This window comes from Lutibacter sp. TH_r2 (genome assembly GCF_033101135.1).
In the GTDB taxonomy this organism is placed as follows: domain Bacteria; phylum Bacteroidota; class Bacteroidia; order Flavobacteriales; family Flavobacteriaceae; genus Lutibacter.
Map to the genome: position 1 here is coordinate 96235 of NZ_JAWMPV010000003.1, position 21585 is coordinate 117819.

General features: G+C 29.0%; 22 protein-coding genes and 1 tRNA gene. 8 read left to right on the forward strand and 15 right to left on the reverse strand.

Going from position 1 to position 21585, the window contains the following annotated elements:
* Positions 1 to 286: 286 nt before the first annotated feature.
* Positions 287 to 1432 (reverse strand): MFS transporter, encoded by a 1146-nt coding sequence (locus R3X25_RS10340; RefSeq protein ID WP_317674509.1) that lies wholly within the window; start codon positions 1430 to 1432, stop codon positions 287 to 289.
* Positions 1433 to 1510: 78 nt separating this feature from the next.
* Positions 1511 to 1592 (reverse strand) — tRNA-Leu (locus R3X25_RS10345).
* A 116-nt stretch (positions 1593 to 1708) separates the two neighbouring features.
* On the opposite strand from R3X25_RS10345, the gene R3X25_RS10350 reads away from it, so the two are divergent.
* Positions 1709 to 3097 carry a dipeptidase gene (locus R3X25_RS10350; RefSeq protein ID WP_317674511.1) on the forward strand — a complete coding sequence of 463 codons (1389 nt, stop codon included), beginning with the start codon at positions 1709 to 1711 and terminating at the stop codon, positions 3095 to 3097.
* 58 nt (positions 3098 to 3155) lie between these two features.
* On the opposite strand, the gene R3X25_RS10355 is transcribed toward R3X25_RS10350, so the two are convergent.
* From R3X25_RS10355 to R3X25_RS10385, 7 genes are all read right to left on the reverse strand, one after another.
* Positions 3156 to 3935: a hypothetical protein gene (locus R3X25_RS10355; protein ID WP_317674513.1), complete on the reverse strand. Its 780-nt coding sequence runs from the start codon at positions 3933 to 3935 to the stop codon at positions 3156 to 3158.
* Between the two features lie 212 nt (positions 3936 to 4147).
* Complete coding sequence (locus R3X25_RS10360) at positions 4148 to 4714, reverse strand: PhnA domain-containing protein (protein WP_317674515.1); 567 nt, start codon at positions 4712 to 4714, stop codon at positions 4148 to 4150.
* A 237-nt stretch (positions 4715 to 4951) separates the two neighbouring features.
* Complete coding sequence (locus R3X25_RS10365; protein ID WP_317674517.1) at positions 4952 to 5374, reverse strand: hypothetical protein; 423 nt, start codon at positions 5372 to 5374, stop codon at positions 4952 to 4954.
* Positions 5375 to 5398: 24 nt separating this feature from the next.
* On the reverse strand, positions 5399 to 5611 hold the full coding sequence (locus R3X25_RS10370; protein ID WP_317674519.1) for a DUF6500 family protein: 213 nt from the start codon (positions 5609 to 5611) through the stop codon (positions 5399 to 5401).
* Positions 5612 to 5627: 16 nt separating this feature from the next.
* Positions 5628 to 6947, reverse strand: coding sequence for a S28 family serine protease (locus R3X25_RS10375; RefSeq protein WP_317674521.1), 1320 nt, complete (start codon positions 6945 to 6947; stop codon positions 5628 to 5630).
* A 187-nt stretch (positions 6948 to 7134) separates the two neighbouring features.
* Entirely contained in the window at positions 7135 to 8925 is a 1791-nt protein-coding gene (locus tag R3X25_RS10380; protein WP_317674523.1) for an aminopeptidase P family protein, read from the reverse strand.
* Positions 8926 to 8938: 13 nt separating this feature from the next.
* Positions 8939 to 10525, reverse strand: a complete 1587-nt coding sequence (locus R3X25_RS10385) for an aldehyde dehydrogenase (NADP(+)) (protein WP_317674525.1) — start codon at positions 10523 to 10525, stop codon at positions 8939 to 8941.
* A 169-nt stretch (positions 10526 to 10694) separates the two neighbouring features.
* Between R3X25_RS10385 and R3X25_RS10390 the strand changes: the two genes are divergently transcribed.
* Positions 10695 to 11537, forward strand: coding sequence for an AraC family transcriptional regulator (locus tag R3X25_RS10390; protein ID WP_317674527.1), 843 nt, complete (start codon positions 10695 to 10697; stop codon positions 11535 to 11537).
* Between the two features lie 4 nt (positions 11538 to 11541).
* Here R3X25_RS10390 and R3X25_RS10395 read toward each other — a convergent pair whose 3' ends face one another.
* From R3X25_RS10395 to hemW, 3 genes are read right to left on the reverse strand one after another with little or no spacing between them, the layout of a single operon-like run.
* Positions 11542 to 11898 carry an MmcQ/YjbR family DNA-binding protein gene (locus tag R3X25_RS10395; RefSeq protein WP_317674529.1) on the reverse strand — a complete coding sequence of 119 codons (357 nt, stop codon included), beginning with the start codon at positions 11896 to 11898 and terminating at the stop codon, positions 11542 to 11544.
* Positions 11899 to 11926: 28 nt separating this feature from the next.
* Positions 11927 to 12547 carry a DUF4230 domain-containing protein gene (locus tag R3X25_RS10400; RefSeq protein WP_317674531.1) on the reverse strand — a complete coding sequence of 207 codons (621 nt, stop codon included), beginning with the start codon at positions 12545 to 12547 and terminating at the stop codon, positions 11927 to 11929.
* Between the two features lie 33 nt (positions 12548 to 12580).
* Complete coding sequence (gene hemW / locus R3X25_RS10405) at positions 12581 to 13705, reverse strand: radical SAM family heme chaperone HemW (RefSeq protein WP_317674533.1); 1125 nt, start codon at positions 13703 to 13705, stop codon at positions 12581 to 12583.
* A 112-nt stretch (positions 13706 to 13817) separates the two neighbouring features.
* Here hemW and R3X25_RS10410 point away from each other — a divergent pair, with 112 nt between their 5' ends.
* On the forward strand, positions 13818 to 14105 hold the full coding sequence (locus R3X25_RS10410) for an antibiotic biosynthesis monooxygenase (protein WP_317674535.1): 288 nt from the start codon (positions 13818 to 13820) through the stop codon (positions 14103 to 14105).
* 3 nt (positions 14106 to 14108) lie between these two features.
* Here the strand turns inward: R3X25_RS10410 and ruvC are convergent, their stop codons facing one another.
* Positions 14109 to 14660: a crossover junction endodeoxyribonuclease RuvC gene (ruvC, locus tag R3X25_RS10415; protein ID WP_317674537.1), complete on the reverse strand. Its 552-nt coding sequence runs from the start codon at positions 14658 to 14660 to the stop codon at positions 14109 to 14111.
* A 24-nt stretch (positions 14661 to 14684) separates the two neighbouring features.
* Between ruvC and R3X25_RS10420 the strand changes: the two genes are divergently transcribed.
* Both R3X25_RS10420 and R3X25_RS10425 read left to right on the forward strand, forming a co-directional pair.
* Positions 14685 to 15647: a lysylphosphatidylglycerol synthase domain-containing protein gene (locus R3X25_RS10420; protein ID WP_317674539.1), complete on the forward strand. Its 963-nt coding sequence runs from the start codon at positions 14685 to 14687 to the stop codon at positions 15645 to 15647.
* Positions 15644 to 16771 carry a glycosyltransferase family 2 protein gene (locus R3X25_RS10425; protein WP_317674541.1) on the forward strand — a complete coding sequence of 376 codons (1128 nt, stop codon included), beginning with the start codon at positions 15644 to 15646 and terminating at the stop codon, positions 16769 to 16771. The genes R3X25_RS10420 and R3X25_RS10425 overlap by 4 nt, the downstream gene beginning before the upstream one ends.
* On the opposite strand, the gene R3X25_RS10430 is transcribed toward R3X25_RS10425, so the two are convergent.
* On the reverse strand, positions 16772 to 16912 hold the full coding sequence (locus tag R3X25_RS10430; protein WP_317674542.1) for a hypothetical protein: 141 nt from the start codon (positions 16910 to 16912) through the stop codon (positions 16772 to 16774).
* A 4-nt stretch (positions 16913 to 16916) separates the two neighbouring features.
* Positions 16917 to 17579 (reverse strand): tRNA (5-methylaminomethyl-2-thiouridine)(34)-methyltransferase MnmD, encoded by a 663-nt coding sequence (gene mnmD / locus R3X25_RS10435; protein WP_317674543.1) that lies wholly within the window; start codon positions 17577 to 17579, stop codon positions 16917 to 16919.
* A gap of 234 nt (positions 17580 to 17813) precedes the next feature.
* Here mnmD and R3X25_RS10440 point away from each other — a divergent pair, with 234 nt between their 5' ends.
* The 3 genes from R3X25_RS10440 (at position 17814) to nadB (ending at position 21576) form a co-directional block, all read left to right on the forward strand.
* Positions 17814 to 18866: a branched-chain amino acid aminotransferase gene (locus tag R3X25_RS10440; RefSeq protein ID WP_317674544.1), complete on the forward strand. Its 1053-nt coding sequence runs from the start codon at positions 17814 to 17816 to the stop codon at positions 18864 to 18866.
* A gap of 121 nt (positions 18867 to 18987) precedes the next feature.
* Positions 18988 to 19983 (forward strand): quinolinate synthase NadA, encoded by a 996-nt coding sequence (gene nadA / locus R3X25_RS10445; RefSeq protein WP_317674546.1) that lies wholly within the window; start codon positions 18988 to 18990, stop codon positions 19981 to 19983.
* 9 nt (positions 19984 to 19992) lie between these two features.
* A complete protein-coding gene (nadB, locus tag R3X25_RS10450) occupies positions 19993 to 21576 on the forward strand; it encodes an L-aspartate oxidase (protein ID WP_317674548.1) in 1584 nt (527 codons plus the stop codon).
* The last annotated feature ends 9 nt before the right edge of the window (positions 21577 to 21585 follow it).

Sequence of the window (21585 nt, forward strand, 5' to 3'; positions counted from 1 at the left end):
GTAGATACATTACACATCTATTAAACCTTACAATATGAAAACTTGAAAACAATTGCTGCTATAAACTTTTAGGCATTGAGGAATATTCTAAAAATTTACCTATTGGGAATGGAGTAAAATCTTTAATTCAAGTTTATAGTAAATTATAAAGTAACTCTATAATTCTATGTTAAATTAAGGTAAATCTGTGTAATTTCAACTGATAAATATCAGTTTTCCTATTACTTAAACATAAAATTGATGCATTAATAATTAGTAGATTCTAATTTTTTAAATTCTAAAACGCTCACTTTTTGTTTGTTTTTTGACTTTTAAAAAACTGACGCGATATTGGAATTATTAAAATACCAATAACTGCAAATATTAAAAAGGCATTTTTTAATCCAAACGCATGTGACAAATAACCAATTAAAGGAGGACCAATAAACATTCCTAAAATACCATACGTTGAAATAATAGAAATTGCCATTCCTGGTGAATACTTTTTGGATGTTCCTGCCAAAGCAAAAGTCATTGGGAAAATTGCAGCTGTTCCAAAACCAACCAAACAAAAACCTATTAAAGCTGCCCAAAAGAAAGGAAATAAAATTGCTGTTAAAATTCCTGTTGTAATAACTATTGCACTAAAAATATATGTTTTTTGCGAACCAATTTTTGTTATTAATTTATCTGAAAAAAATCTAGAGAATGCCATACAAGCCATAAAAGATAAATACCCATAAGTAAATACTTCTTCTTTTATAACTTCTTTAAAATAAACGCCGCTCCAATCAAACATACCTCCTTCGCAGATTGCTGCTAAAAATATAATTAAACCTAGATACAGTATAAAAGTATCTGGTTTCCCAAAAATTAATTTATTGCCTGTTGGTGATTTATCATTTTTAATAACAAAAAAGTACGCTGTAAAAGTTAATAGTATTGAAAAAATTGAAACTATTAACAAGTGAGTGCTAATATGTACATTTAACTTTACCATAATAGTAGAAAATGCAACTCCAATTAAACCTCCTACACTCCATAAACCGTGAAACGAACCAACTATACGTTTTTTAAATTCCCTTTGAAGAATAATGGACTGTGTATTCATAGAGATGTTTAAAATTCTCATAAAAAATGAAAACAAACTAATACCTACAATTAAAAAAAATGTAGATTTTACAAACCCAATAAATATTAACGATATATTAAATAATGTAAAAGATGCCAACAATGGCTTTCTACTATCAAATTTTGAAACCAACCAACCAGAAATTGGCAAACCTATAAGTGAACTCACTGGCATTGCTAAAAGTACAGTACCTAGTTCTGCATCGTTTAAATCAAAAAAAGTTTTAATAGTTGGAATTCTGGACGCCCATGTAGCAAAACTTAATCCAGATACTAAAAAAAACGTTCCTAACGCTATTCTTTGTTGTATTTTTAACTCCATTCAAACAAAAATAAAATATTAACCATACAAATTTATACTAAAAAAAGCTTCTCAATAAAATGAGAAGCTTTTTATATGTGCGGGCGGAGAGACTCGAACTCTCACACCTTGCGGCACTAGATCCTAAGTCTAGCGTGTCTACCAATTCCACCACGCCCGCAAATTGGATTGCAAATATACACATTATTGTAAAATTGCAAAGTGTAATTAATAAAATTTACTAATTCATTTCAAAATAAAATTTTCTTACTTTTGAATAAAACAATTTAAACTTTAATGGAAAATATAAAATCATATATAAACGAACATAAAGATCGTTTTATTAACGAATTAATTGAACTTCTAAAAATACCTTCAATAAGTGCAGACAGTGCATTTAGTCAAGATGTTTTAAATACAGCTGATGCTGTAAAAATTGCTTTAGACAAAGCTGGTTGCGAAAAAACTGAAATATGCGAAACTCCAGGATACCCAATAGTGTATGGTGAAAAAATAATTGATGCCAGTTTACCAACTGTTTTGGTTTATGGACATTATGATGTTCAACCTGCCGATCCTATTGAACTTTGGGACTCACCTGCGTTTGAACCAGTAATTAAAATAACGGATAAACATCCTGATGGAGCAATTTTTGCTCGTGGCGCTTGTGATGATAAAGGCCAGTTTTATATGCACGTAAAAGCTTTAGAATATATGACTACTCAAGGTGAACTACCTTGTAATGTTAAATTTATGATTGAAGGTGAAGAAGAAATTGGTTCTTCTAGTTTAGCGTGGTTTGTAGAGCGCAACCAAGAGAAATTAAGTAATAATGTGATTTTAATTTCAGATACTGGGATGATTTCTAATACGCAGCCATCCATAACTACTGGTTTACGTGGTTTAAGTTATGTTGAAGTTGAAGTTACAGGGCCAAATAGAGATTTACATTCTGGATTGTACGGAGGTGCTGTTGCAAACCCAATTAATATTTTAAGTAAAATGATTGCTTCATTACACGATGAAAACAATCATATCACCATTCCTGGTTTTTATGATAAAGTTGAAGAATTAAGTACTGAAGAAAGAGCAGAAATGGCAAAAGCTCCGTTTTCATTAGATGCTTACAAAAATGCTTTAGATATTGATGAAGTTTACGGAGAAAAAGGCTATACAACTAACGAGCGTAATTCTATTAGACCAACTTTAGATGTAAATGGAATTTGGGGAGGTTATACTGGTGAAGGAGCAAAAACAGTAATTGCAAGTAAAGCGTATGCAAAAATATCTATGCGTTTAGTTCCAAACCAAGTTTCTCAAGAAATTACAGATTTATTTCAAAAACACTTTGAAAGTATTGCGCCAAAAGCAGTAAAAGTAAAAGTTACTCCACATCATGGAGGTGAAGGTTATGTTACACCTATAGATAATATTGGTTATAAGGCTGCAAATAGAGCCTACACAGAAACTTTTGGAGTTCAAGCTATTCCACAACGTTCTGGAGGAAGTATTCCAATTGTAGCTTTATTTGAGAAGGAATTAAAAAGTAAAACTATTTTAATGGGATTTGGTTTAGATAGTGATGCAATTCATTCACCAAACGAACATTTTGGTATTTTTAATTATTTAAAAGGAATTGAAACCATTCCTTTATTTTATAAGTATTTTACTGAAATGAGTAAATAAAAAATAAAAAAAGCCGGTAAATTTAAAATTTACCGGCTTTTTTTTATTTTAATCTATTTTAGTCTTTCACTATTTCATTAACGTCAATAAATTTAATTACTTTATAAATTCTTACATTTTTTTCTCCAACATAATTTTTACTATATTCTTCATAAAAATCTTCTGGAAAATCCATGTCAGGAAAATCATTTGGTCCTAATGCATCTTTTAATGTTGAAAAGAAATCATACGAGTACGTTTTACATCTAAACTCATCAGATTTAGGTGATAAAATTAATGCATTTCCCCATCCTTTAATACTAGTTTTTCCATTGTCCATAGCTTCTTTAAAAAATGGCTTTACATGTTCTGCTTCAAAATTTAAATGCCACCAAATATCTTTCATATTATGGTAATTAATTCGCACATATTTAAAATCTTTTTCAGGAATAACATTTTCTGGTTGAATGTGATTACCCAAGTCTCTTAAAAATATTTTATCGGTAGTTTTACTAATTGCTCTAGCATCCATATCTTTAAACTTCATTTTTGGAAAAAGACCTGTAATACTATTCCAATTTACTTCTTTATCAATATCAACAAATGTATTAATTCTTAAAATATTAGGTTCGTTTAATTGATGTTCACCTCCAACTCTTTGCAAAACAGCCCAATACGTTAAATTACCTTTTTTCATTTCACTTTCAGCAAATTTACTCCAATAGACAACCTCTCTTTTAATATACTCATCCATATCTTCAGGTGCAACTGATCTATATTCGTGGGTTGTAAATTCTTGCGCATTTACATATGCACAACTCATTAACAGTGTAAACAAAATAATGAATGATTTCTTCATAATAATTAAAGTTTGAAATTTATATATATTTATTTTTTTTGCTAAAACGAGAATTTTTATAAATTGTAACTATTAATTTTACTAAAGACTAAAAGTATGCTCAACAAAAATAGTACTTGTAGTTTTTGAAAAATTGTGTATTAAATATAGTGAAAAAGCCTGTAAATTTAAAATTTACAGGCTTTTTTTATAAAAACTTTAAAATGTTTCTATTAAATTTTCTTAACGTAATCAGTAATAATTACAATTTGTGTTGGTCCAACTTTACCTTCAATGTATTTTTCATTATCCCTATCTAAAGAAATTCTTCTAACAGCTGTACCTTGTTTTGCAACCATGCTAGAACCTTTAACTTTTAAATCTTTAATTAAAACAACCGAGTCTCCTGCTTCAAGCACAACACCATTTACATCTCTATGAATAACTGTATTTTCGTCCACTTCTTCACCTTCACCAGTTGCTTTAGCCCATTCTAAAGTTTCTTCATCTAAATACATCATATCCAGTAAATCTTGTGGCCAACCTTCTGCTTTTAATCTTGTAAGCATTCGCCAAGCTACAACTTGCACAGCAGGCACTTCACTCCACATACTATCATTTAAACAACGCCAATGATTTGGATCCATGTCATCTGGATTTTCAATTTGATGTAAACAAGTAGCGCTAACAGCTATCTCTTCTTTTGATGGTTCAACTACATAAGCAGTAACATTTTCATCTGAACCACTTAACTCACATTTTCCACCGCTTCTTTTTTGTAACTCTCTAGATAAACTCATTATTCTTTTTTTTATTAAAGTGCAAAAATACACTTATTCTGTCAATTCATCCTATTTAGGGCGTTCCTTTTCGTTACACTCCAAGTCGGGCTTTTTATTACAAGTCCTCGCTATCGCTGTGGGCTTTTCATTTCAATCCCTAACGCAATAATTAACTTAATCAAAATTTTATTGATACTGTTTCAAAAAATCGAAAAAAGATTCTTGGCTAATTAATAGTTCGTAACATTTTATTACTTAATCTATTCGAGTAAATATTTCTGGGTTATTAGTATTAAAAAAAGTTGGTCTATTTGGAAAAATAGATGTTTTTATTTCTATAGAATCTGTACTAATAAATCTCACTATTCCAAACATTTTTTTACGAGAGCTATCGACTAAATTATATACAACATAATCTAAACTTTTTGGTTTAGTATTCTCATCATATTCATACAATACTTTTCTGTATTCCTTTTTTAACCTAAAAACTTCATCAGTAATATTATACTCTCCTCTAAATACTTCATAATTCAATTCATTATTCTTATGAAAATTTAATAGTATTTTTATTCCATTATCTCTTTTATGAATCCATTTTCCTTGAATTCCGTTATTTGAATTACAAGAAATAAATAAAGTAATTATTAATAAACATAAAATTCTCTTTAAATAATGCATAATATTGTAACTATTAATTCATAACTATTTTAAAACTAGTTCCTTTATTTTTACAGCTTTTTCAAAATGATCTAGTTCATTTGTTTTAATCCACCATTCAGCAGCTTCCATTAAAAGTTTAGGATTGTCGTTTTTATTCTTAAAAAAGGCATAAAATGAAATTCCAACGTTGTCTCCTTTCTTTGCAATTTTTGTATTGCAAACCTCTATTATTTTCTGTTTTAATTCAGGGCTCATTTCACAACTAATTTAATTAATCTTCCAAAGGATAAATAGTTACGCTATAACCTAACCAACTTTGTAATTTATCATACATACGTTGCTGATCTTCTTTAGAAAAACTTTTAATTCTAGTTGTATGCGAACCTTCTTTTAACACCATTTTTAAAGCATCAACGTGTGGTTTTGGGTTTGGAGCACAAGCTCCCCAAGTATCATATTCACCATAAATGTATAAAATTTTATTTCCTTTATTTTCAACAAAATCTCTTACATTTTTAATGTAATCTGGGTTGTAGGTTAAATCTACGTTTTTTGGTGCAAAACGCTTATTTGTTGGTTTTTTCACAACCTGTAACAAATCTTTTACTGGAGTAGTATCAAAACCATAATAACCTAATTCTGTCCAATGTTGGTAGTAGCTAGGCAATAAGTCAAAGTATGTTTGATCACTATAAAAACTAATACCTACAATGCTATTTACATACTCAAAAAGTTCATTAACTGTTGCATTTTTTGATGGAATTGATTCACAATTTCCTCCCCATTGCCAAAACGAAAATGGAAGTTCTAATACTGCATATTCCAAAGCTTCCTCCATAGGAACTTCAGTAAAACCAAGTTTTTTTTCTTCGGCATACTTCTTAATTTCTTCAATTACTCCATCTCTATTTTCTAAAACATTTCGTTGAAATTCTGTAATTTTTTCTCTGCACTCTTCTGTTCCAATTGTATTTATATGTGCTTCCGTTTTTGGATCTTCTTGTGTATCAATTAACGGTGCAACATAAGGTACTGCAACTTCTACATCCCAAGGGTATTTAGATTTATAAATCAATACGGTTTCACCACCTTTACTTATTCCAGTTGAAATCCATTTCCCATCGTACAACCTTCTTAATTTTGTAACTATAAAATGGTAATCTTCAATTGCCTGATCATTTTTTAAATATTCCCAAGGTATAGGATTTGGACGTGATTTTCCATAAAATCTATATTCAACCTGAACTTGATTTCCTTTTAATATTTTACTTAACTCGTATGTTTTTGGGTATGCATTGTAACCTTCGGTTACTAAAACTGTTGGCATATTTTCATCTACGTGTGATAAATAAATATGTTGTTGAAAAGTTCCTGCTTCTTTATTGTTATGGTCTAATGGCTGATTTAAAACTATATGATACGCTCTTGTAAAATGGTCTTTTGCTTCCATTTTAGAAATTTCAGCATTCGGGAACAATTTTTCTAACTGCTGTTTAAATGTTAGAATTTCAACCGGTTCTAAATGAACTCTACAACTAACTAGTGAAGCACTTAAAGCGACAAATAAAAAAATTGATTTAAATAATTTCATATAACAAATTGTTGATTTTTAATTTTACAGCAATAATAGTAACTACTCATTTAGCAGATTATTTTTAAATAATGTATAAAACTACGTCATTCTGAACTTGTTTCAGAATCTCATCAGGTAGATAATTAATTGTGATGAGAACCTGAAACAAGTTCAGGTTGACGGTTTCTTTTTTAGAAATAATTATTTAAATTTCTTTACATTTTTCTTTTAACCAATCTTTTTCACTTGGTTTTAGTTTTGGTGAAATAATTTCATATACTTTTTTATGGTAATTATTTAACCAATTAATTTCCGAAGGAATTAATAATTTTTTATCAATCAATTGCGTATCAATTGGAAAAACTGTTATGGCTTCAAAACCATAAAAAGTACCAAAACTATTTGTTTCTAGTTCTTTAGAAACTACAACATTTTCTATTCTAATTCCGTACGTATCTTTTTTATAACAACCTGGTTCTATAGTAGTAAACTGATTTGGTTTATGAGCTTCTGTTCCTCTAGAAGTTGCTAAATTACCTGCAAAACCTTGAGTTGGCTCGTGTACCATTGCATAACTTCCAATTCCATGACCTGTTCCGTGAGGAAAATTTAAACCTTGTTTCCACAAATGCATACGTGCAAAAGCATCTAATTGAATACCAATAGTTCCTTTTGGAAATTTCATTTGATCTAATTCTATATGACCTTTTAAAACCGAAGTATAAGCTGTTTTTATTTCATCAGAAATTTCACCTCCTAACCAAACAGTTCTTGTAATATCTGTGGTTCCATTTTCATATTGCCCACCACTATCTATCAACAGTAAATTTTCTTTTTTCACCATTGCAGAACCTTCTTTTGGTGCTGAATAATGAATAATTGCTCCGTTACCTTTATAACCAACAATTGATGAAAAAGAATCATCTTTATACAAAGGTTGCTCTGCTCTATATGAAGTTAATTTTTTTCCTATTTCGTATTCTGAAAGTTCTTGATTTTCTAATGTTTCCTCTAACCACATATAAAATCTAGTTAATGCAACACCATCTTTTAACATACATTTTTTAGTGTTTTCAATTTCAACTTCATTCTTCACAGCTTTCAATTGCTGTACTAAAGATTGTTGAAATATTATTTCTCCTTTTATACCATCAAACGAAGCATAATTTAAAGAAGCAGCATCTGTTACAATTATTTTTCCTTCGCTTAAAATTGGTAATTTTTCAGCAATTAAATCGTAGTTTAACACTTCAACATTTAATTGTTTAAATATTTCGATTGTTTTAGAATTATATCGTGAAGTATCAGAAAATAAGTATGTTTTTTCTTCACCAACCAACGCATAAGCAGTTACCAATGGTGTAAAATCTATATCTGTAGATCTAATGTTAAACAACCAAGCAATATCATCTAAACTAGATAAAAAGTAATAATTCGCTTTTTGATTTTTAATCTCCGCTTTTACTTTATTTAATTTAGATGCAGTACTTTCTCCACTAAATTCAATAGGATGAATTTTAACTTCATCTGAAGGCAGCTCTGGTCTATCTTGCCATATTTCACCTAATAAATGTGGATAATTTTTAGTTTCAATATTTTTTTCTGAAGTTAAACATTGAATATAATCGTATTGCGATTTTGAAAACTGGCGGTAATCGATACCAATCACAGCATTTTCATTCAACACCTCTGCCAACCAAGGAATATGTTCTGGCGCGTGTGGAATTTGCTGTTTGTACAATTCAACACAAGTATCAGCACATTGATCTTCAACTTGTAAAAAATATCGCCCATCTGTCCACATTGCAGCTTCATTTTGGGTTACTACCAAAGTTCCTGCTGAACCTGTAAAACCAGAGAACCACACTCTTACTTTCCAATAATCACATACATATTCACTTTGGTGAGGATCTGAAGACGGAATTATAAAAGCATCTATATTATTAGCTTTCATTTTAGCTCTTAAAGCCTCAATTCTTTCATTTATTGTTGTCATATTTTCTAATCTTTTAATCTATTTTTTCTGAAGTTTTCACTCCGTTTATATTTCTTAAAATCCCTAACGGGTTTTCATTTTTTAATTCATTTGGAAGTAACTCATTTGGCCAATTTTGAAAGCTAAATGGTCTTACCCATCTTTTTATGGAATTTACACCAACAGCTGTAAACCTTGAATCAGTTGAAGCAGGATACGGACCACCGTGAACCATTGCGTCACAAACCTCAACACCTGTTGATACACCGTTAAAAATTAATCGCCCAACTCTATTTTGAAGTGCCAAAACTATTTCATCATAATTTTTAACTTCATTATCTTCTGAAATAATTGTTCCCGTTAATTGCCCTTCTAATTTTGAAATTATTTCTTTTAACTCTTCAATATCTTCACATTGAACTACCAAAGAAAATGGACCAAAAACTTCTTGATGTAACGTAGGGTTATTTAAAAAAGTTTTACCATTTACAGTTGTAACTAATTGTCTTCCATAATTTACACCAGTTTTTTCTTTAGCTGCTGAAACCGTACTAACTCCTTCTTCATTTACAACTATATTCTTCTTTGTTTCATATGCTCCAATTATATTTGGATGCAACATACAAGAAGGTTCAATTTTCACAATTTCTTCAGCCAAATTTTGAATAAATGTACTTAAACCTTCACTTTTTAAACCTAAAATTAATCCAGGATTTGTACAAAACTGTCCAGAACCTAATGTAATTGAATTGGCGTAGGTTTTTGCCCAAGTTTCAGCTTTTAATTTTAACGCATTTGGCAATAAAACAACAGGATTTACACTTCCCATTTCGGCAAAAACAGGGATTGGTTCTTTTCTTTTTGAAGCCAAATTAAGCAACGCTCTACCTCCATTTATGCTTCCCGTAAAACCAGCTGCTTTTACTAAAGGATGTTTAACCAACAGTTGTCCAACCTCAATACCTGAACTATTTAAATTAGAAAAAATACCGTTTGGCATTTTTGTGATTTCTGCAGCTTTAATAATTGCCGAAGCAACTAATTCTCCTGTTCCGGCGTGCATTGGATGCGATTTTACAATAACTGGACAACCCGAAGCCAATGCTGAAGCGGTATCACCACCAGCTGTTGAATATGCCAATGGAAAATTACTGGCTCCAAAAACTACAACCGGACCCAAAGGAATATTTAGTTTACGTAAATCTGGTTTTGAATTGGGTTTTCTTTCAGTATTCCCAACATCAATAGTTGCTTCAACCCATGAGCCTTCTTTTATTAAATCTGCAAATGAGCGCAACTGAAATAAGGTTCGTGTACGTTCTCCTAAAAAACGTTCTTTAGTTAAACCCGATTCTAAACAATAAACCTCTTGTAGTTCATCACCTAACAACAATACTTGATTAGCAATTTCATTTAAAAAATCACTTTTTCTATTCCCAGAAATAGTTTTATAAACCTTAAAAGCTTCTGTTGCCAACTCAACTGCTTTGTTTATTTCAATTTTTGTAGCTTCAGCAAACAACCAATTATTTTCTTTGTTTTGTTCTGGATTAAAAGTTTTAAATATATTTTCTCCTACTGATGTAAGTACGTTTCCTATGTAGTTTTTTCCTGTAATCACCTATAACTATTCTAATATAAAAAGTTGCATAAAATTACAGAATTCTATTTACTTCGTTCTAAAATTTATCACAATTTTATAACCTCTAAAAAACTTAAAGCAATATTATATTAACATTTTTTTGTACTTTTGAATTCACATTGATTAATATATGCATATTTAAAGCTGAATGAAAGTATTACCTTTTTCAATTCCAAAGCCACAAAACGTTACTTTATATATTGAAAGTTACAAAGGCAACACTTTTTACGAAAAATTACATCAACACAAAGAAATTCAAATTAGTTTAGTTATTTCTGGTGAAGGAACCTTTGTAATTGGTGATTATGTAGGTGCTTTTAAAGCAAATGACATTTTTGTAATTGGAGAAAATTTACCTCACGTTTTTAAACAAGATGATGCTTTTAAAGGAAAAACAGAAATGGTTTCCATATTTTTTTCAAAAAACTCTTATGGCGAACACTTTTTTGAATTGCCCGAGTTTGATCATATGCAACTTTTATTAAATGATATTGGTTTAGGTGTACGAATTAAATCGAACAAAAAAGAGCTTTCAGAACTTATAAATACAATTAAAACTCAAGTTAAATTTAATCAGTTTTTAAGTTTTTTACACATTCTAAATTTACTTTCAGAATCTAAAAGAGAAACACTTTCTTCATTAATTAATCTGAAAAAATACGGTGGAAATGAAGGAAAGAGAATGAGTGATATTTTTCAATACACCATGAATAATTTCCATAAAGAAGTTAGTTTACACGATGTTGCCAATATTGCTAACATGACGCCTAATGCATTTTGCAGATACTTTAAACAGCGAACTACAAAAACATTTGTAAACTTTTTAATTGATATTAGAATTGGAAATGCTTGTAAATTATTAGCTAAAAATAACGATTTAAGTATTACTGAAATTTCATACAAATCTGGGTTCAATAATCTAGCTAATTTTAATAGAAAATTTAAAGCTATTAAAGGTATTACTCCAAGTGAATACCGAAGAAAACGATAGTGTTTTATAGAAAACCTAACTCTTTTTGTTTCTTTTTAGTCATTCCTTTTACCACCAAATTATAAGAATGATCTATAAGTTCAAGAATTAGTTTATTAGTTAAATTTCCTTCTAAAATTAACGTGTTCCAATGTTTTTTACTCATGTGGTAACCTGCAAAAATATCAGAATATTCTTCTCGTAATTCCAAAGCTCTTTCTGGGTCGCATTTTAAGTTTACTTGTGAAGGTTTACGATTTAATGCAGTCAATGCAAACATTTTATCAGCTACTTTAAACACCAAAGCTTGATCGTCAAAAGGAAAACTTTCTGAAACATATTTTTTTGATAAACAATACTCTCTAAATTGCTCAATATTCATGGATTTTGGTTATTGATTTTGAAATTGCTTATTTCTGTATTTCTTCTATTTTTTTTGTTTTTACTTCAGGTAAAACCAATTGAGAATAGTTGAGCTTCCAACCAGAAGTTTCAATCATTTTTTCAATCATTAAAATTGTATCTAACGCTTCTTTACTTGCAGAATTTAGCAAACCACTATCAGGAATTTTATCAACAATAAATTTCTTTGCTTCTTTATTTAATTCTGTTAAATCTTCAGCGTTAAACTTATTAAAGAAACCTTCAGATTTATCGTAATAACGAACATCCGTTTCTACTGTTAGAACTTGTGGTTCAGGAAAATACGTTATAATTATTTCTTTTTTAGATGTATTTGCATTCATTTCAATTTTTGATAAATCAAAACCTATATGCGCTTTTGCATTTACCAATAAAATAGCTCTTTTTTTACCTGTTAGAAATCCGAAAAATTGATTTTTAGTATCTTGATAATGGTAAATTTCTGCAAAATCACCTTCAACAGAAATTAATTTACAAACACTTTTTATTTTCTCAATTAACACCACAGATTGATGTTCTATTTTTTGTACTCCACTTTTTTTATTGAAGAAAGAAATCCCCCAATACATTGAAATGGCTCCTACTATAATTCCTAAAAATATTTCCATAGTATTTATTCTAATTCAAAGATAAGAATTGTTTTACACTCTAAACAAATCACTGGCAATTCCATCAGCTAAAAACTTACCTTTTTTTGTTGTTATTAATTTGTTATTGGTTGAGATTTCTAGCAAACCTTTGGATATTAATTGTTCAGAATTTTTTAATAAATTTTGTAAATACAATTCTCCAAAATCTGTTTTAACTTTTTCTAATGAAATTCCCCAAATAGTTCTCAAACCAGTCATAACCAACTCATTAAATCTATCTTTTTTAGATAAATTTTCCGCTTCAGAAGGTAATTCATTTACGGCTAACGCTTTGATATACTTTACATTATTTGAAATATTCCACGAACGTTGTTTTCCGTTAAACGAATGTGCTGAAGGTCCTACTCCTATATAATTTTCGCCTAACCAATACGAAGTATTATGCTTTGAAAAATAATCTGGCTTTCCAAAGTTAGAAATTTCATATTGCACAAATCCTTGTTTTTCAGTTTCTTCAACCAATATATTAAAATGCGCTAATGCTACTTCTTCACTAATATTTGGGACTTTACCTTTTTTAATAAAATTATGCAACGCTGTTTTTTCTTCAACAGTTAGGGCATAACTAGAAATATGTGGTACTCCAAAATTAAAAGCTTGCTGTAAATTAGACTGCCATTTTGTATTGCTCATATTTGGAACTCCGTAAATTAAATCGATGGTAATATTGTCAAAATATTTTGTTGCAATAGACAAGCATTTTTTAGATTCTTCAGCAGAATGAGCACGATTCATAAATTTTAAATCTTCTTCAAAAAAAGATTGAATTCCAATACTTAATCTGTTAATTGGACTTTTAGAAAGTTCAATTATTTTTTCTTCACTTAAATCATCTGGGTTTGCCTCTAACGTAATTTCTGGATTTTCTACAATGTTATAATTAGAATAAATCACTTTAAAGATTGATGCTAATTCGTTATTAGTTAATAAACTTGGTGTTCCTCCTCCAAAATAAATGGTTTGTATTGTTTCAAAAACTTCATTTTTACGCATCACCAATTCTTTTTTCAACGCTTCTAAAAAACCTTTTTTATGTTTTAGTGAAGTTGAAAAATGAAAATCGCAATAATAACACGCTTGTTTACAGAATGGTATATGTAAATAAATTCCTGCCAAATTATTTAATTATAAAAAAACAAATGTACGCTTTTAAAAAAACTTTAAAAAAGTGATTTTTGTTACTTGTTTTTTGCAAACCATTCTGTAAATTTGAGTAAAATCGATTATTATGTATGTACATGTTGTATCATTTAAAGTAAAAGAAGGTGACGGAATTTCTTTTGTAGAATTGTTAAAATTCGAGGAATTAACAGAAGCAAAACCAGCTGGTTTAGACCATTTTCATATATTCAAAGATAGAAATGAAACTACTAGATTTTTTCTAATTGAGTATTGGAACTCTAAAGAGGATAAAGAGAAAATGGAAGGTTCTAAAGAGTATCAACTATTTAGAGAACACCGTAAATTAGTAATTGAAAAAAAATATGAAACATATGAATGTGATGTAATTGTATAAAAATTATTTCACACGTTTTTCATTCTGTTTTACAAAAGCTGCCCAACCTGTATAGTTTTTTCCTGTTGTAACTTTTCCGCTGTTATAAAAATGACAAACAGCTGCGGCCAAACCATCTGTTGCATCTAAATTTTTAGGTAATGTTTTAATTTTCAATAAACTTTGTAACATTTTAGCAACTTGCTCTTTACTTGCATTTCCATTTCCTGTAATTGCCATTTTTATTTTTTTTGGTGAATATTCTGTAATTGGGACTTCTCGAGACAATCCAGCAGCCATAGCAACACCTTGTGCTCTACCTAGTTTTAACATAGACTGAACATTTTTACCAAAAAACGGGGCTTCAATTGCTATTTCATCTGGGTGAAAGGTTTCTATTAAATGAATAGTTCTCTCAAAAATAAATTTTAACTTTACATAATGGTCTTCATATTTTTTAAGATTTAACTCATTTAACTGAATTAATTCCATTTTTTTATCAATAATTTTAATCAATCCGAAACCCATAATAGTTGTTCCTGGATCTATACCTAATATGATTTTTTCTGAACTCAATATTTTGTTTATTTGTAAAACCAAATGTACAATTTCCTACAGAAATATAAATCTTCAATTTTTACGTTGCTAAAAATAGCAATAGTAATGGTTGCCTGTTATTTTATTTATCAAAAGTTAACAAACAACAACCTATTATCTATCAATGAGTTAATTAAACAATTATCATTTTTGTTTTCTAACAATATTTGGCTAATTATAGCTTTGCTTTTATGTACTGATGTAAACTGGTTATTAGAAGTTTACAAGTGGAAAACTTTAGTTTCAGTTGAAAAAAAACTAACTTTTATGGAGGCTTTTGAACAAAGTTTTGGGTCTCATGCAGTTTCAATAATTACACCTAATAAAATTGGTGAATATGGCGCAAAAGCATTGTTTTTTAAAAAAGAAAAAAGAAAAAAAATACTGGTTTTAAACCTTGTTGGGAATCTATATCAACTAATTACAACTGGATTTTTTGGAATTAGTGGTTTAACTTATGTAATCCTAAATTTTGATATAAATTTCAAATATCCTTTATTAGAAAAGAATAATTATTGGATGGTAATTTTAGCATTAATACTACTATCTATTTTTATCATATACTTCAAAACTTGGATTTTGAAAAACATCAAAAAAACTATTCATTATTGTCGTCAGATACCTAAAACTGTTCAAATTAAGGTTGCAATTTTAGCAATTTTAAGATATTTAGTTTTTTCTCATCAATTTTATTTTTTACTAATTTTATTTAATATTAAAATTGAATATTCTGTTGCAATGTCAATCATTTTTTCAATGTACTTATTAGCTTCAATTGTTCCGGCATTAAGTATATTTGACTGGGCTATAAAAGGTTCTGTAGCAATTTGGTTATTTAGTTGGTTACATATAAATCCTCTAACAATAGCAACAATAACTACGCTTATGTGGTTGTTAAATTTTGCTGTTCCAGCTTTATTAGGAATGAGTTTTGTATTAAACTTTAAACTATCTAAACAAGTATGATTGCACTTCTTATATTTATTGCGCTTACTTACAATATTATAATTATTGCATTTATTATTGGAATTGATGCTATTGAAATATTTACAGAAATAAAAAAACCTAAAAATAAATTTTCTATTGTAATTCCGTTTAGAAATGAACGTGAAAACTTACCTGATTTATTAAAATCTATTGCTACTATTAACTATCCAAAAAATTTATTTGAAATTCTTTTAATTGATGATTATTCAAAAGATAATTCAGTAAAAATTATTGAAACATTTACATCTAAAAATACTGATTTTAATATTTCCATTCTAAAAAATAAAAACACCTTTGGTTCCCCCAAAAAAAATGCGCTTAAACTAGCAATTAAAAAATCTAAATTTGATTGGATTATTACTACAGATGCAGATTGTTTAGTGCCAAAAAACTGGCTACAAAGTTTTAATTCATTTATAGAAACACACCATCCAATTTTTATAGCAGCTCCAGTAAAATATGAAGCAGAAAATTCATTTTTAAATAGCTTTCAACAACTTAATTTTACAAGTTTAATTGGCAGTACAATTGGCTCTTTTGGTTTAAAAAAACCCATATTTTGTAATGGCGCAAATTTATGTTATTTAAAATCCTCTTTTATTGAAGTGAATGGTTTTAATGGCAACAATAAAATAGCAAGTGGAGATGATGTTTTTCTTTTAGAAAAAATGACTGAAAAATATCCTAAAAAAGTTAAGTATTTAAATTCTACAGCTGTAATTGTAACTACAAAACCAGAAAAAACTTGGAATAATTTTATAAATCAACAACTACGTTGGGCTGGAAAAAGCGGTTCATACACAAACAACTTTACAAAATTTGTTGGGATTTTAGTTTTTTTAGAGAATTTGATACTAATTGGTTTGTTTTTTACAAGCTTTTTCTCTTTTACTGCACTTATAACTCTTGGAGTTATTTATAGCTCAAAGTTAGTATTTGACTCAATTCTAATATCAAAAACAGAAAAAAACTTAAACATTAAAAGTAATTATTTTCAATATTTAATTTCGGGTATGATCTATCCATTTTTTTCCGTGATTATTGCTTTAACATCATTATTATTTAAAGGCTTTACATGGAAAGGAAGAAACTTTAAAAAATAATTATTTTGAAGTACTAAACAAAGCTGTTATAAAATCTTCAGCATTAAACCATAAGTATAAAATTACAGCTAGTGCTAAAATTAACAAAAACCCTCTTTTAAAATTTGGCTTTTTCCGTTTTCTAATAGTTCTAAAATTCATTTTTTTATTCTTTTATTGCTCTTAACATTTCTCTTTTCCCTGGTGGTCCAGGCAATCTTTCAACTATAAATCCAACTTTTTGCATGGCTCTTCTAACACTTCCTTTTGCGCTATATGTTACTAAAATTCCATTCTTTTTAATAGCTCTAAACATTAATTCGAAAATAGCTTCAGTCCATAATTCTGGTTGAACTCTTGCTCCAAAAGCATCAAAATAAATTAAATCAAATGTATTTTTATCATTAATTTCTTCAAACTTTTTTTGTTGTTTTTGTAATGTAAAATTTTCTGAAATTAAAATTTTTTCTTCCCATTTTGAAGCATGCATTAAATCAAACTCTTTTTGAAAATTTATTGCATTTAATTCAGAAACATAATTTAGTTTTTTAACTTCTTCAACACTTACAGGAAAAGCTTCTACTCCAGTGTATTTAATTTTTCTAGAATTATTCTGAATCTCTAAAAAAGTAATAAACGCATTTAATCCTGTACCAAAACCTATTTCAAGAATTGAAATATTTTTTAATTTAATTTCATCTAAACCACTTTTTATAAAAACATGCTTTGCTTCTTGAATGGCTCCATGTTTAGAATGGTATTGCTCATTCCAATCTGGTAAATGAATGGTTGAAGAACCATCTGATGTTATTATAATTTCTCTTTTCAAAAATTGTCTAAATTTATACAGTCACAAAACTAACTATTATAAACTTTACATTTTTATTTATTACAAAATTTATTAATCCTAAACTTAATAATGATTTAATTTATCTTCAAAGATTATACTTAATAAAACATTAAAACCACAAATAATTAATAATTAAGCAATTACACAACACAAATTACACAACGCAAATTAAAAAAAATAAGTAAATTTGTTATACTATTAAAATTACTTACTATGGCTTTACATATTGAAAAAATTGCGAAATCAAAAATCTCGGATGTTGATTTTAGTAAACTAAAATTTGGAGAAATTTTCACAGATCATATGTTTGAATGTGATTATGAAAACGGCAAATGGCAAACTCCAAAAATTAGGCCTTATCAACCAATTCCTTTTGATCCATCTGCTAAAGTATTTCATTACGGACAAGCTGTGTTTGAAGGAATGAAAGCTTATAAAGATGTAAATGATGATATTTGGTTGTTTAGACCAGATCAAAATCAACAACGTATTAATAAATCTGCTGAACGTTTAGATATGCCAGCATTTCCAAAAGAATACTTTTTTGAAGGTTTAAATGAATTATTGAAACTAGACAGTGAATGGGTTCAAAAAGGAGAAGGAAATTCTTTATATGTTCGTCCATTTGTAATTGCTACAGAAAACTGTGTTTCTGCATCATCTTCAACAAAATATAAATTTATGATTATTTGTGCGCCAGTACAATTATATTATTCAGGTGAAGTTAGAGTTGTGTTTGCTGATAAATTTAGTAGATCCGCAAATGGTGGTGTAGGTTTTGCAAAAGCGGCCGGTAATTACGCTGCTTCATTTTATCCAACTAGATTAGCGGCAGAAAAAGGTTATCAACAAATAGTTTGGACAGATGCCTCTACACACGAGTATTTGGAAGAAGCTGGAACTATGAATGTGTTTTTTAGAGTAAATGACACATTGTTAACAGCACCAACAAGCGATAGAATTTTAGATGGAGTTACTAGAAAAAGTTTATTAATATTAGCTGAAGATGAAGGTATTAAATTTGAAGTAAGACCTATTACAAGAAAAGAAATTGTTGAAGCTGCCAGAAAAGGTGAATTAAAAGAAATGTTTGGAGCTGGTACAGCTGCAGTAATAAGTATAATTAAAGGTTTTGCTGATGGAGATGAAAGCTTTGAACTTCCTGAAATGGAAGATAGTTATGCAAAACGTTTAAAAACTAGACTAACAGGCATTCAACAAAATAAATTAGAAGACAAATTTGGTTGGCGTTACAAAATAAAATAACTAACAACCTAGTTATTTGTCTAAACATATAAGATTTAATAAATTGCATACTTAATAAACAGTAATACTACTTTTTATTTGGCATATTTTTTGGTTTAAACACATCAAAACAAAACTTTACATGACCACACTAGAAAAAGCAAAAAAAAACCTAGAAGAAAAAGGGTTTTTAGATATTGAAACACCTGAAAAAATTGACTACGTTAAAGAAATAAACAAACTTCGAAAAGAGAAAAACGCTGTAATTTTAGCGCATTACTATCAAGAAGATGACATACAAGACATAGCCGATTTTGTAGGAGACAGTTTAGCTTTAGCTCAAAAAGCAGCTACTACTAAAGCAGATATTATAGTTTTTGCTGGTGTACATTTTATGGCTGAAACAGCTAAAATATTAAACCCTAAAAAGAAAGTTTTATTACCCGATTTAAAAGCAGGTTGCTCATTAGCAGACTCTTGCCCTCCAGCAGACTTTGCTGCTTTTAAAAAAGAACATCCAAACCATTTGGTAGTTTCTTATGTAAATACTTCTGCAGAAATTAAAGCTTTAACCGATATTGTTTGTACATCGTCAAATGCTGAAAAAATAATCAATTCTATTCCAAAAGACCAACCAATTATTTTTGCTCCAGATAGAAATTTAGGCGCTTGGTTAGTTAAAAAAACAGGTAGAAATATGGTACTTTGGGATGGCGCATGTATGGTACATGAAGCTTTTTCAATTGATAAAATATTACAATTGCATGCTGAAAATCCTGATGCTGAAATTATTGCTCATCCAGAATCTGAAGCACATTTATTAAAAGTAGCCAAATATGTTGGTTCAACATCTGGCCTACTTAAATATGTAAAAGAAAGCAAAGCTAAAAAATTTATTGTTGCTACTGAAGTTGGAATTCTACATCAAATGCGTAAAGATGCTCCAGATAAAATACTAATTCCTGCACCAGTTGATGATGATAACTGTAACTGTAGCGAGTGTTTTTACATGAAAATGAATACCATGAAAAAATTATATCTATGTTTAGAACATGAATTACCTAATGTTGAAGTAGATGCTGAATTAAGTAAAAAAGCGTTGGTTTCAATTGAAAGAATGCTAGAACTTTCTAAATAAAATAATTGAATGAACGCCGAAAAAAAAATACAACATACCGATTTTTTAGTTATCGGATCTGGTATTGCAGGACTTTCATTTGCCTTAAAAACGGCAATACAATTCCCTAAAGCTAGAGTAGTAATTGTAACTAAAAATGAAAAAAACGAATGTAACACCAAATATGCTCAAGGTGGAATTGCTACAGTATGGGATAAAACTGTAGATTCTTTTGAACAACATATCGAAGATACTCTTAGAGCTGGTGATGACATTTGCGACGAAGAAGTAGTCAAAATGGTTGTTAAAAATGCACCTGCTAGATTGCAAGAATTAATTAATTGGGGAGCACAATTCGACAAACTAAAAGACGGAAGTTATTCTTTAGGTAGAGAAGGCGGACATTCACAAGATAGAATTTTACATCATAAAGATATTACTGGAGCTGAAATTGAACGTGCTTTACTAGAACAAGTTGAACAAAAAGAAAATATTGATTTCTATGATTTTCATTATTCAATAGATTTAATTACAGAACATCAAGTTAAAAAGAAACAAATAAAACGTTTAGAAAAAATCACCTGTTTTGGTGCTTATGTTTTAGATGTAAAAAAGAATATTGTTAAAACATTTTCTTCAAAAGTAACTATGCTTGCTACAGGAGGAAATGGTCAAGTATACAATACAACTACAAATCCTGTAATTGCTACTGGAGATGGAATTGCTATGGCTTATAGAGCGAAAGCTGAAGTTTCAGAAGTAGAATTCATTCAGTTTCATCCTACTGCACTTTTTAATCCTGGTGAATATCCAGCATTTTTAATCTCAGAAGCTGTAAGAGGTGAAGGAGCTATTTTAAGAGATTTTAATGGTAATAGATTTATGAAAAAATATGATGAACGAGAAGAATTAGCCTCTCGTGATATTGTAGCTAGAGCCATAGATAACGAATTAAAAATGAGTGGAGATCCACATGTTTATTTGGATTGTACACATATTGCGTATGATGAATTTAACAAACATTTTCCAAATATTAATGAAAAATGTTTAAGCCTCGGTATTGATGTTCGCAAAGACTATATTCCTGTTTCACCTGCTCAACATTATATTTGTGGTGGTGTTGATGTAAATAAAAAAGCAAAAACATCTATAAAAAATTTATACGCTTGTGGTGAAGTTACCAGAAGTGGTTTACATGGCGCAAACCGATTGGCTTCAAACTCGTTATTAGAAGGAATAGTATTTGCACACAATGCAGTTGAAAACCTTTCGAAAAGATTCCATAAAATTAATAGACCTACTAATGTTCCTGTTTGGAATGATAGTGGAATAGTTAAAAATATGGAGAAAATATTAATTACACATGATAGAAACGAAGTTAAAACTATTATGAGTAACTATGTTGGAATTGTTCGTTCTAATGAACGTTTACTTCGAGCTGAAAGAAGATTAAAAGGTCTATACGAAGACAATAAACGATTGTATGACCACTCTGAATTATCAGTTGACTTATGTGAACTCCGAAATTTAATAACAACCGCATATTTAATAACCCAATTTTCAAAAAATAGAAAAGAAAACAAAGGTGGATTCTATAGTGCAGATTTAGTATAACATTTGTAT